Source organism: Priestia sp. JNUCC 25 (assembly GCF_053667915.1).
In genome coordinates this window covers 2,675,856-2,688,302 of sequence record NZ_CM132211.1, presented here as the reverse complement: position 1 = coordinate 2,688,302, position 12,447 = coordinate 2,675,856, and the positions used below count along the sequence as shown (strand labels likewise).

The following is a 12,447-nucleotide window of genomic DNA, read 5'->3' as shown; positions in this document are numbered from 1 at the left end:
GTGAATGTAGTTTTCATGTATTTCGTTGCTTCTAGCAGTTGATTGGAGGGCAAGGCGAAGACTCCTGCGGGAAAAGCGGAATAGGTGAGACCCCGCAGGAGCGTATGCGACGAGGAGGCTCATCGGCCGCCCGCGGAAAGCGAAGTCTTGCACGGAAATCAACTGCGGTGTACCAAGCAACCCATATGAGCTCATGTATCCCATTTGTTCGTCTTCAGATTGGACTGGTGTGGTTATGTCTCAATCTCTTTTTTATGGTGAAATTTATTCAATATGATTAACTATAAAATTATTATGTAAACTAAAATACCTAAAAATGAAAAATAGCTACTATTATAATTTTTGATAAAGTGGATGAGCAAAAAAACACCGAATTGGAGGGTCTTTTTTTATAAAACTGCTTTAAGATAAGAGAGATAAAGGATAAACTACTAATAAGAAAGTTTAAATGTAAGGACTGACGCCGCATGAACTGGAGACCAGATCGCGCTAGCAAAAAAGCGATTTATAAACAAATTGCAGAATATATTGAAAGCTGTATTTCATCGGGAGCGTTTCCGCCGGATTCTATGCTGCCATCAGAACGAACGCTTGCTGCTGAGCTAAACGTGAACAGAAGCACGGTAGTAGCTGCTTATGAAGAGCTGCAGGCACTTGGAATCGTAGAACGTAAAAAAGGAAGCGGCACGCGAGTTAGTTCGAGCATCTGGGGAATTTCCCGTAAACGTATTCCAAACTGGGGGAGATATGTAGAAGACGGTTCATTTTTGCCTAATTTACCGCTCGTACAGCGAATAAGAAGCGAAGCTTTGCGAACAGATTTTGTAAACTTAGCCAGCGGAGAATTAGCCCCTAGCTTGTTTCCAAGTGAAGATTTTCAGCGGATATTAGCGGGCATGCCGTTTAATGAGCATTTAGGCTATGATCATCCGCACGGCAATGAACGTCTGCGTGACGCTATTGCTGCTCATGTTCATGAGTACCGGAAAATCTCCACCGATGCTAATTCCATTTTAATCACATCAGGTGCACAGCAAGCACTTCATTTGATTGTGCAGTGTTTGTTAAAACCAGGAGATGCAGTAGCGATTGAAGATCCGTCTTATAGCTATTCACTGCCGCTTTTTCAATCAGCAGGTTTACGAACGTTTTTGCTGCCTGTAGATAAAAATGGAGCCAACCCGGACGACTTAGTAGAATTACATAAAAAGCATCGCATTCGTATGGTTTTTTTAAATCCGTATTATCAAAACCCGACTGGTATTGTGTTATCAGAAGCGCGTCGAAAGCGGTTTTTAGAGCTTTCTTCAGAATACGGCATTCCGCTTATTGAAGATGATCCTTATTCACTCACGGCATTTGACGGAAATGTACATCAAACGCTGAAATCGATGGACGAGAACGGAAATGTCCTCTATATCAGCTCGCTTTCTAAAATCGTGGCATCGGGCCTTCGAATTGGCTGGATAGTGGGGCCAGAGCAAGTGATTCAGCGCCTGGCAGATGCTAAGCAGCAAATTGACTTTGGTCACAGCATCTTTCCGCAGTGGATTGCTTATCAATTCTTAGATTCTCCTACGTTTTCTTCGCATATTGAAAAGCTTAGACAAGAGCTCAAAAAGCAAGAGTATGCCCTGTCGTCGAGTCTGAACGAGTTGCTCGGATCAAAAGTATCTTTCGATTCGCCTCAAGGCGGGATTCACTTATGGTGCAAAGTGAATCAGCCGGTCGATGACTATCGTCTATTGGAAGAATCGCTTAAAAGAGGAGTGGCTTTTGTCCCAGGAAGCGTGCTGAGTTCTCAAAGCGGAGCTATTCGCTTTACGTTTGGCAGAGGAGAAGAAGAGGTGATTCGAGAGGGAATTAAACGATTTGCGAGCGCCCTAGAGAGTCTGGAATAGCTATAAACATAGGTAAACATGCCGGATGAAAGTTTTATTTTATTATTTCGTATAGATTGTTATGATCTTGTGCTATACTAAGAGTACCATTAACTTTACTTCTGTATTTGTACCGACTGGCCCTGTTGAAAAACAGGGCTTTTTTTTATGTTTGTACACAAAAAAACAGATCCTTTAAAGGATCTGTTTCTGATATGTTGTGTTTCTTATGCTTTTTGAACGTTAGCAGCTTGAGGTCCGCGTTGACCTTGTTCTACGTCAAATGTTACAGCTTGACCTTCGTCTAAAGATTTGAAGCCTTCGCTTTGGATTGCTGAGAAGTGTACGAATACATCGTCTCCACCTTCGCGCTCGATGAATCCAAAACCTTTTTCTGCGTTAAACCATTTTACTTTACCTTGTTCCATAATTGTTGCCTCCTCGTGCGGACTCGCACATTGTGGTACTATTCTTGCTCAAATCTAAAGACGAAAAGTGACAATACTCATACATCCCCACCGAACAAAAATAATTCTCTTACATCTTAGCAGAAATTTCCTATGTTTGCAAGCGCTTTATTTAAAAACCATTCGTATTTTTTTGACAAGTTTTTCATAAATCATGTCTAAAAAATGTCACATTTTGAACATTATAGAAAGGCTATTCTTTGTATTCGCTTTTACTGTAGTTATATAATAATGAAAATGTGCTTTTTCTAAAGATAGACGACAAGTATAAGAAACGTACATACTGAGTGCTGAAATGGAGTGGTAAAGATGAAGGTGGGTTTAATTGGTTTAGGAAATATGGGATTACCGATGGCGGAAAATATGATAAAGGCGGGTCATGAACTTGTTATTTATAACCGCACTGCTTCGAAGGCGGAAAGTCTTGTGAAAAAAGGAGCAAAGGTTGTGGAGACACCTGCTCAAGCAGCACAAGAAGCGAATCTTGTATTTACGATTCTTTCCAATGACAAGGCTTTAGAAGAAGTAACGCTTTCAGAAGCCGGTGTACTTGCAGGCCTTCAAGAAGGTGGTATTCACGTCTCAGTGAGTACTATTAGCGTAGATTTGTCGGAAAAATTAACAAGTGCACATGCTGCATCAGGACAGCATTTTGTTGCAGCGACTGTTTTAGGTCGCCCCGACGCAGCAGCAGCTGCGGCTCTCAAAGTAATAGTTGCAGGTAATAAAGAAGCAAGAGAGCACGTTTGGCCGCTGTTTGAAGCGATTGGTCAAGCTATTTTCACTGTAGGAGACGAGCCTTACTTATCAAATGTAGCTAAGCTTGGCAATAATTTTTTATTAGTTTCGATGTTAGAAGCTGTTTCTGAAGCAGTAGTCATGGTAGAACAGTATGGCATGCAAGCGGAGGAGTTTCTTGAAGTGGTTAATAGCTTATTTGCATCTCCTGTGTATAAAAATTACGGCAATTTAATTGCTAAAAGAGACTTTGAACCAGCCGGGTTCAAGCTGGAGCTTGGACTAAAAGATGTAAACTTGGCTATTGATGCAGCCAAAAAAGTGTCCGCTCCGCTTCCGTTAGGAGAGCTTGTGAAAGGTCATTATGAACAAGGAATCGAAAATGGCTGGGGTCATTTAGACTGGTCCGCTTTACTAAAAACAGTTGAAGCTCTAAAAAAAGATAACTAAAAAGACGAAAAGGAGTGCAGCCAGTGAAAGCGAAAGGAAAGTGGGTATGGATTGTATCCTTTATTTCGATTATTTCGTGTCTGCTGTTTGCAGCTGGGCTTGGAATGTCTATTTATGATTATGTTAGCGCCTCAAAAGCTACTGTAAAAGAAATGGCAAAGCCAAAGCAGGAAACAAGCAGCAGTAACAAAAGTACAAAGAATTATACGATTGTCGCTTTAGGAGATTCACTGACAAGAGGAACAGGAGACGCAGCGGGAAAAGGATACGTTGGGTATTTAAAAGAGAATCTTGAAGAAAAAACGAAGAAGAAAATTCTTTTAAGTAACTTTGGAATAAAAGGTCAAACGTCTTCGCAGCTGGCAAGTCAAGTAAAGCAGCAGCAAATTCAGCGGCAGATTAAGTCGGCAGATACCGTGCTGATCACCATTGGAGGAAATGACTTATTTCAAGGCGGACAAACGCTGCAGAACTTAAATAAAAACAATATTCAAAAGCTAGAAAATGACTATTTAAAAAACGTAGACAGCATCTTAAAAAGCATCCGGTCGGCAAATAAAGACGCAACAATTTTTTTAATTGGTTTATACAATCCGTTTAGTAACCTGCAAGATGCAAAAACGACAACGGCTATTGTACGAGAATGGAATTACAGAAGCAGTGAATTAAGTGCTAATTATAAGCAAACTGTTTTTGTACCGACCTTTGATTTGTTTCAGCTAAAGGTAGATGACTACTTATATACTGATAAGTTTCATCCGAATGCAAAAGGCTACAAGCTGATCGCAGAACGTGTAGCATCGCTTATTACATGGTAAGGGAGGGAATGATATGAGTGAAGTAACGCTTTCAGTAAAAGGACTGAGAAAAGTAATAGGAAAACGTGAAATCATCAAAAATATTGATTTTGAACTAAAAAGAGGCGAAGTATTTGGTTTTTTAGGGCCAAATGGAGCTGGTAAAACAACAACGATCCGAATGCTTGTCGGCTTGATTCGCCCGACGGCTGGTTCGATTTCTATCTGTGGGTACAGCGTATCGAAGCAGTTTACAAAAGCGATGGAGCATATCGGCTGTATTGTTGAAAATCCTGAGCTGTATCCATACTTAAGCGGTTGGGAAAATCTGCAGCACTTTTCACGCATGATTCCTTCTATGACGGAAGAACGCATTCATGAAGTGGTGGAATTAGTTGGCTTACAAGAGCGTATCCACGACTTAGTTCGCACGTATTCATTAGGTATGAGGCAGCGTTTAGGAATTGCGCAAGCGCTTCTCGGAAAACCGAAAGTGCTCATTTTAGATGAGCCAACGAACGGACTCGACCCATCTGGGATTCGGGACATGCGTAAATTCATTCGCTTTTTAGCTGAAAGTGAAGGTCTAAGCGTCTTAGTATCGAGTCATTTGCTGAGTGAGATTCAGCTGATGTGTGACCGAGTAGCGATTATTGCAAAAGGAGAAGTTATTCACACAGAATCGGTGAAGACCCTGTTAACTCAGCAAGAGCGCTTACTGTGGAAGCTAGATCCGCAGCCTGCGGGAATAGACGTCTTAAAACAAGTGACGGACTTTGTGCAAGTGCAGGGGGAGTATGTCACGACGTTTTATGAAGAATCTGAAGTGGGAGAGTGGAACAAACAGCTCATTCAAGCAGGAGTAACGGTAAAAGAAATGAATCGAAAGCTTCCAACTCTTGAAGATTTATTTATCGAAATGACAGGAGGCGAATCGATTGATTAGTTTGGTTCAAAATGAAATGATCAAGCTCGTTCGAAAAAAGCGCCTGTTAATCGTTACCCTTATTATGGGCGTTTTGATTTCCATGTTCACATATGCTCAGCTTCGCGAAACGCAGCGCCTTCAAGAAAAGCTAGGAACGACCGATTGGCGCAGTACGCTGCAGCAAGAAATTATCGATACGCAAAACCGGCTGAGCGGAAGCCAAATTTCAGATGATTGGCGCAAGCAGCTTGAAATTCGCGTGGCGCAGCAACAGTATTACTTAGATAACGATATCAATCCTTCAGAACCAGGAGCCCCAACGTTTGTGCGAGGGTTCATTGAAAACGCCATTCAGCTTTTGCTGCCGCTGATGATTATGATTATTGCAGCGGATTTAGTGTCTTCAGAATACAGCTTGGGATCCATCAAGGTATTGTTGACGAGGCCTGTGAAACGCTGGAAAATCCTGCTTAGTAAATATATCACGCTCGTCATGTCCGTCTCGTTTTTAATTTTAATGTTTGGCGTTTTGTCGTATCTCATTTCTGGTGTTGTATTTGGATTTAAAGGCTGGACAGCGCCTATTCTTACGGGATTTAGCGTGCAGGGCAATGATTTGAATACAGCGAACGTTCATTTAATTTCGCAGTGGAGATATATTTTAATGGAATTTGGCCTTGCTTGGTTTGTATCACTTGTTGTTGGAACGCTTGCTTTTATGCTGTCCGTTTTAATTAAAAGTACGGCTGCTGGTATGGGTGTGATGCTTGCTTGTTTGATTGCAGGTACGATTTTAAGCAGTATGGTTTCTTCGTGGAATTCAGCTAAGTACTTGTTTATGGTCAATTTAAATTTAACTTCTTATCTGCAAGGCACAGCTCCTCCGACTGAAGGAATGACACTAGGATTTTCCTTGGGTGTTTTAACCATTTGGGGACTTGCCGGGCTGCTCGTGTCGTTTCTGGTATTTACCAAAAAAGATGTGTACTAATTCCATATAAGTTGACGATAATCAGGAACATACGTTATGATTGTTTTAACAAAAAATGCTGTTTTGTTCAAAGGGGAGTAGCTCTTGCAGTAAAGTCGTCATTTCGAGATTATTATCTCCGGCTTTATTGACAATGCAAATTGTTAGCGAGACCTTTGCCAATGTTGCCATTGGTAAAGGTCTGGATAAAAACACCTTTACCACATGTGGTAAAGGTGTTTTTTGTCATTTCAAAATGAGAGAGGAGCTTAAAAATGTCAAAACTATCGAGACTGTTAAAAAGCCCCGCTGTAAAAAAAGGAATAAAAAAAGCTGTACCTATTATTATGAAAGAGTTAAAGAAACGAAAATCGAAAAGAAGATAGCAGAAAAGAAAATAAGAAAGGTTGAGTGCTAAGTGAAAAAGTGGATGCTAGTCATATCAACTGCTGTTCTTTTTATGGTCGGAGGCTGTTCTTTTCTTGAAGATACAAGCAGTACGTTGAACTACGCAAACGATGCGAAAGATTACGTGAGTGAAGCACAAAAGTTTGCTGAAGAAATACCGCCTCTAGCGGAAAAAGCTGTTAATGACGACGAGGCAATAAAGAAGCTAGAGCAAAAGCTGCAGCAAATGAAAGGGAAAGCTGAAGAATTTAATAAAACAAAAGCTCCTGACATCGCTTCTGATGTGCACGATCAGCTTGTTCAACAAAACGAAAAAATCATTAGTGGAATTGAAGCGTATGAAGCCAATATAAAGGATGGCAGCTTCAATCCAGAAGCGCTAAAAAACAGTGAATTGTTTCAATCAATTCAAGATGTATCAAGTATTATGAAACAAATTAAAGAATTAGGTCAGTAAGAAAACGCAACTGAGAAAAAAGTATGTTAACTAAAGAAAATCCGAACGATGAATCAAGGTTCTTGATGGAGAATCAACTTCGTTCGGATTTTTTCATTTGTAAGGTGAACGTAGGCTTCACGTGTATAGGTGCTTCTAGCTGTGGATTGGAGGGCAAGACGAAGACTCCTGCGGGAAAAGCGGAATAGATGAGACCCCGCAGGAGCGCAAGCGACGAGGAGGCTCATCGGCCGCCCGCGGAAAGCGAAGTCTTGCACGGAAATCCACAGCGGTGTCACAACCGATTCATACTAGCTCATTCATCCTCTTTGTTCGCCTTTAGATTCGATTGATGTAGTTATGTCTTATGACTCAACATCGTTTTCTTGTTATAAATGTAAAATTATATAAATATATCTATTTATTAGAAGGCAAAAACCTTCTCTTTCTTTTTTACATCTACGAAATTTTGTTAGAAGCTGTGACAAACTTAATGTCTGCTTTTCATATCCTATGTATAGTACATATATACACACCGCTTGAAATAAATTTTTTTTAAAATTAAAAGAGGGCGTGGGAACGTTGATGTATTAGGTAATAAGACTCATTTAAAAAGGAGGGTTCATCCAATTAATAAAAACTATAGTCTTTGGTTTTAAAGAGAGAAACTAAAAAAATTTTTTCGGTTTACAAAAAGTTAATAAAACGCATACAAATGGTTTACTAAAAAATCAAAAAATTTACATCCTTTATAAATCTTTTCTGCTATACTATTTTTGAACAGTTGCTAGATTTATAGCGATGATAACTTACTTGAAAGGTGAATGGTAGATGAAAAAGAACAAAAGTAGTAAAACGAAAAAAATCCTATCCACATCACTGGCACTTTCTCTATTATCTATGCCTCTTTTAACTACACAGGCAGGAGCGGAAGAACGTCATCCTGGACAAAGCTCACAGCAAAGCAAGCATCAAGGCCATAATAAAAAAGATGCGCTTGTGAACATACGCCTGATGGAAACAACCGATGTTCATACGAATCTATTAAACTATGATTATTTCAAAGATGCCTCTTACGAGAAAGTGGGTTTAGTTAAAACCGCTACCTTAATCAAAAATGCTCGAAAAGAAGTAAAAAACAGCTTATTAGTAGATAACGGAGACCTCATTCAAGGAACGCCCCTAGGCACGTATAAAGCTAAGATTGACCCGCTGAAAAAAGGCGAAGTTCATCCTGTATTTAAAGCGATGAATCAGCTAGATTATGATATTGCAACGCTTGGAAATCATGAGTTCAACTACGGATTAGACTTTCTAAAAGAAGCGTACAACGATGCGAACTTCCCTTACATAAATGCCAATGTCTATGTTGACGATCATGACAGCAACCCGAAAAATGACAAAAATAAATTTACGCCTTATAAAATTATGAATAAAAAAGTCGTTGATGAAAACGGTAAAAAACGAACGATTAAAGTCGGTTTCATTGGTTTTGTGCCGCCTCAAATTAACGATTGGGACAAAGCAAACCTTGACGGAAAAGTCATTACAAAAGGTATTGTAGAAACAGCCAACAAGTACATTCCAGAAATGAAGAAAAAAGGTGCGGACGTAGTTGTCGCGATGGCTCACTCTGGGTTTAGCAGCAATAAGCAAAACACGGAAGATGTGATTTACTCATTAAGTGAAGTAAAAGGCATTGATGCTATTACGTTTTCACACACGCATAAAGTCTTCCCTGCTAAAACGGAAGCTGCGCTAGACGGTTTGTTCCTCGGAGCAGATAAAAAGCCTCTTCCTGGCGTCGATAATGCAAAAGGAACAATCAACGGCGTTCCGGCTGTCCAAGCAGGTTACGGCGGAGGATCACTTGGCTTAATTGACTTAACGTTAAAAGAAGAAAAAGGAAAATGGAAAGTAGTAAACTCTCAATCGTCCACGCGTGAAACGTATAAAGACGTAAAAGATGCGTCAGGGAAAACGGTTACGCAAAGTACGGTAGAACCGGATAAGGGTGTTGTTAAAGCGGTTCAAAAAGATCACGATGCAACGGTTAAATACGTGAACACACCAATCGGTAAAACGACGGATGATATTCACAGCTATTTTTCTCTTGTGAAAGATGATCCATCTATTCAAGTTGTAACAAATGCACAAAAAGACTACGTGGAAAAATACGTTTCTCAAAACAAGCCGGAATATAAAGACCTTCCGATTTTATCAGTCGGAGCACCTTTTAAAGCAGGAAGAAACGGCGTAGATGAATATACGGAAATTAAAAAAGGTGACTTAACGATTCGAAGCGCAGGTGACCTGTATCTATATGACAACACGTTAAAAGCGGTCAAAGTAAAAGGTTCCGTTATAAAAGACTGGATTGATATGTCTGCCGGTAAGTTTAATCAAATTACACCGAATAAAACGGAAGAGCAGGAATTATTAAATCCAAGTTTCCCTGTTTATAACTTCGACGTCATTGACGGCGTTCAATATCAAATTGACGTCACTAAACCAGCAAAATACGATGTGAATGGAAACGTGATTCATGCGGATTCAAGCCGAGTTGTTAACTTAACGTATAACGGTAAACCAGTTGACTCGAATCAAGAGTTTATCGTTGTGACAAATAACTACCGAGCTGGCGGAGGCGGAAACTTCCCTGGTCTAAAAGGAAGCGAGCTTGTGGTGGATTCAGCGGATGAAAACCGTCAAATTCTAATGGACTACATCACCGAGCAAAAAGAAATTACGCCTACAGCTGACGATAACTGGTCCATTGCACCAATTAACGGAACGGCTAACGTGACGTTCACAAGCTCACCGCGCGGAGAAAGCTATTTAACTGAAGGAAGCAACATTACGTATACAAATAAAACGGATGACAAAGGATTTGGCATTTACAAAATCAACCTAAACGGTGAATCCAAAGATAATACAAAGGTACAGCTTTTAGGCATGAACGACCTGCACGGTCAGCTCGATACAGATACAAAAATTACGTCAAATGGCCAATCGCTGTTAGCTGGAAATATGAAGTATACAGCAGCAGCTATTCGTAAACAAGAAGCTGAAAATCCGAATACGCTTTTAGTTCATGCTGGAGATATGATTGGCGGAAGCCCGTTAGTTTCAGCGCTGTTTCAAGATGAGCCAACGGTTGAAGTGATGGAATCACTTGGATTTGATGTAGGCACGCTTGGAAATCATGAGTTCGATGAAGGCATTGCTGAGCTTCACCGTATGATTGAAGGGGGAGACCATCCAAAAGGAACAAAAGGATACGACGGCATGAATTTCCCGGTTATAGCGGCAAATGCTTATGATACTTCAACGAATAAATTAATTACAGAACCTTACGCGATAAAAGAAGTAGGCGGCAAGAAAATTGGATTCATCGGCGTTGTAACACAAGAAACGCCAAGCATGATTGTTCGTAAAGGAAATGAAAACTTAAAAATTACGGATGAAGCAGAAGCAATTGATAAATATACGGCAGAGTTGAAAAAGAAGGGTATTAAAGCAATTGTAGTACTTGCTCATAATCCATCTAATCAAAATGGAACGTCTACCGAATTTGATGCAGCCGATATCGCTAAGAAAATTGATGATGAAGTTGACGTTATCTTTTCAGCTCACAATCACGTATACAACAACAAAGTAGTAGATAACAAACTAATCGTTCAAGCTTATTCATACGGTTCAGCGTTTTCTGACGTAGACGTTGAAATCGATAATACGGGTGAAATCGTGAAAAAAGATGCAAAAATTGTGACCGTTTATCAAAAAGACTATACGCCAGATCCTGAAGTTTCAAGCATTATGAAAAAGTATGAAGACTTAGCAGCACCTATTAAAGCAGAAGTTGTTGGAAATTCATCTACTGCTCTAGCAAAAGGTTATCCATCTAGCGGAGCAACGGGCGATATCGCGCTTGGAAACTTAATTGCTGACGGTATGAAAGCAGAAATGAAAGCTGACTTTGCGTTAATGAATGGCGGAGGCGTTCGTTCACAGCTTGATTCTGGTGACGTCACATACGGTGATTTATTTGCGATTCAGCCGTTTGGCAACGTCTTAAATAAAGTAAAGCTAAGCGGAGCAGATTTAGAAACGGTGTTAAACAATCAAATTACATCATCCGGCTTAGATTTCCATATTGCAGGCTTTAACTATACGTGGGATGGAAGCACCAATAAAGTAGTCGATATCACGCTTCCAGATGGAAGTAAAATTGACAAAGAAAAAGAATATACAGTAGTAGTCAATAACTATATGTATGGAAATGAAAAATACGGTATTGGCGCACTTTCTTCAGATATGGAAGTGGGACCAGAAGATTTACAAGCAACGGTAAACTATATTAAAACACTTAATAGCCCGTTTGAATACAAAGCAGAAGGACGTATTCAAAACGTGGCAGCTGCTAAAACAGCTGAACAGCAAGAGCCCACTTTCAAAATAGCTCAATAAGCCAAAAAAGACTGTCTCATAACCCGGATTTCCGGTTTAGAGACAGTCTTTTTTTAGTAGGCTGACTTACCTTTTAAACTTTAAATCAACTAATTTATGTCACAACAGACCGCTTAATTTTTGAAACAATCACCAGATTGTGGTATTCTTTCCATGGAAAGAAGATTTACGTAAACGTTAAAAGTGGTATAAAAGATTTCACTATTTTTTCATTTATTTGCGCTATGATATAGAGCTATATAGAACCTGAAATAGAATATGTTCGTTACAGTAAAGGAGTAAATAAAAGTGGCTATTAATCTACAAAAAGGTCAAAAAATTGATTTAACAAAAGGAAGAGAAGGCCTATCTTCTATTACAGTTGGATTAGGATGGGATCCTGTAAAAAAACGCAGCTTTTTTGGTTTCGGAGGAAACGGACCAAGTATCGACTGTGATGCATCTGTTCTTATGCTAAATTCAAACGATAAGCTTGTAAGTAACTCAGCCGTTGTGTATTTTGGAAATCGTCACAGTAACTGCGGGAGCGTTAAGCATTCAGGCGATAACCTTACCGGAGCAGGTGAAGGAGACGATGAACAAATTTTTGTTGATTTAAAAAAAGTTCCTGGAAACGTACATAAACTTGTGTTTGTGGTCAACATCTATCAGTGTGTTGAGCGAAACCAAGATTTCGGTATGATTAAAAATGCGTTTATTCGCGTTGTAGACAGCGCTAAAAACGAAGAACTTGTCTACTTTAATTTATCTGAAGACCATTCAGGAGCAACCGCTTTGTTTGCAGGTGAAATTTACCGAGACGGGAAAGAATGGAAGTTTTCCGCAACTGGAGATGCAACGAGAGATACTGGATTAGGTGAAATTGCAAATAAATATACAAAATAAACAACTTGAAAAGAGGGA

10 protein-coding genes are annotated in these 12,447 nt (G+C 39.8%); 9 read left to right on the top strand and 1 reads right to left on the bottom strand.

What is annotated here, in order from left to right; all coding sequences use genetic code 11:
• The first annotated feature begins 38 nt into the window (after positions 1 to 38).
• Together JNUCC25_RS13700 and pdxR are read left to right on the top strand one after the other, a co-directional pair.
• Complete coding sequence (locus tag JNUCC25_RS13700) at positions 39 to 281, top strand: hypothetical protein (protein WP_454221992.1); 243 nt, start codon at positions 39 to 41, stop codon at positions 279 to 281.
• 186 nt (positions 282 to 467) lie between these two features.
• Positions 468 to 1,901 (top strand): MocR-like pyridoxine biosynthesis transcription factor PdxR, encoded by a 1,434-nt coding sequence (gene pdxR, locus JNUCC25_RS13695; protein ID WP_013057406.1) that lies wholly within the window; start codon positions 468 to 470, stop codon positions 1,899 to 1,901.
• Positions 1,902 to 2,107: 206 nt separating this feature from the next.
• On the opposite strand, the gene JNUCC25_RS13690 is transcribed toward pdxR, so the two are convergent.
• On the bottom strand, positions 2,108 to 2,308 hold the full coding sequence (locus JNUCC25_RS13690; RefSeq protein ID WP_013057405.1) for a cold-shock protein: 201 nt from the start codon (positions 2,306 to 2,308) through the stop codon (positions 2,108 to 2,110).
• Between the two features lie 348 nt (positions 2,309 to 2,656).
• On the opposite strand from JNUCC25_RS13690, the gene JNUCC25_RS13685 reads away from it, so the two are divergent.
• From JNUCC25_RS13685 to JNUCC25_RS13655, 7 genes are all read left to right on the top strand, one after another.
• On the top strand, positions 2,657 to 3,535 hold the full coding sequence (locus tag JNUCC25_RS13685; protein WP_064471760.1) for an NAD(P)-dependent oxidoreductase: 879 nt from the start codon (positions 2,657 to 2,659) through the stop codon (positions 3,533 to 3,535).
• A 23-nt stretch (positions 3,536 to 3,558) separates the two neighbouring features.
• Positions 3,559 to 4,353, top strand: coding sequence for a GDSL-type esterase/lipase family protein (locus tag JNUCC25_RS13680; protein WP_064471759.1), 795 nt, complete (start codon positions 3,559 to 3,561; stop codon positions 4,351 to 4,353).
• 13 nt (positions 4,354 to 4,366) lie between these two features.
• The gene (locus tag JNUCC25_RS13675) at positions 4,367 to 5,278 is read left to right on the top strand and encodes an ABC transporter ATP-binding protein (protein WP_013057402.1); all 912 of its coding nucleotides are present in this window, start codon (positions 4,367 to 4,369) and stop codon (positions 5,276 to 5,278) included.
• Positions 5,271 to 6,251 carry an ABC transporter permease gene (locus tag JNUCC25_RS13670; protein ID WP_064471758.1) on the top strand — a complete coding sequence of 327 codons (981 nt, stop codon included), beginning with the start codon at positions 5,271 to 5,273 and terminating at the stop codon, positions 6,249 to 6,251. The genes JNUCC25_RS13675 and JNUCC25_RS13670 overlap by 8 nt, the downstream gene beginning before the upstream one ends.
• 397 nt (positions 6,252 to 6,648) lie before the next feature.
• Complete coding sequence (locus tag JNUCC25_RS13665; RefSeq protein WP_013057399.1) at positions 6,649 to 7,095, top strand: DUF6376 family protein; 447 nt, start codon at positions 6,649 to 6,651, stop codon at positions 7,093 to 7,095.
• Positions 7,096 to 7,905: 810 nt separating this feature from the next.
• Positions 7,906 to 11,544, top strand: a complete 3,639-nt coding sequence (locus JNUCC25_RS13660) for a multifunctional 2',3'-cyclic-nucleotide 2'-phosphodiesterase/3'-nucleotidase/5'-nucleotidase (protein ID WP_029322232.1) — start codon at positions 7,906 to 7,908, stop codon at positions 11,542 to 11,544.
• Positions 11,545 to 11,832: 288 nt separating this feature from the next.
• Positions 11,833 to 12,429 carry a TerD family protein gene (locus JNUCC25_RS13655; protein WP_013057397.1) on the top strand — a complete coding sequence of 199 codons (597 nt, stop codon included), beginning with the start codon at positions 11,833 to 11,835 and terminating at the stop codon, positions 12,427 to 12,429.
• Positions 12,430 to 12,447 lie beyond the last annotated feature (18 nt).

What these genes read in the sequence shown, in the direction of transcription:
- JNUCC25_RS13660 (WP_029322232.1), top strand. Translation starts at nt 7,906, where the DNA reads ATGAAAAAGAACAAAAGTAGTAAAACGAAAAAAATCCTATCCACATCA.
- pdxR (WP_013057406.1), top strand. Translation starts at nt 468, where the DNA reads ATGAACTGGAGACCAGATCGCGCTAGCAAAAAAGCGATTTATAAACAA.
- JNUCC25_RS13690 (WP_013057405.1), bottom strand. Translation starts at nt 2,308, where the DNA reads ATGGAACAAGGTAAAGTAAAATGGTTTAACGCAGAAAAAGGTTTTGGA.
- JNUCC25_RS13685 (WP_064471760.1), top strand. Translation starts at nt 2,657, where the DNA reads ATGAAGGTGGGTTTAATTGGTTTAGGAAATATGGGATTACCGATGGCG.
- JNUCC25_RS13675 (WP_013057402.1), top strand. Translation starts at nt 4,367, where the DNA reads ATGAGTGAAGTAACGCTTTCAGTAAAAGGACTGAGAAAAGTAATAGGA.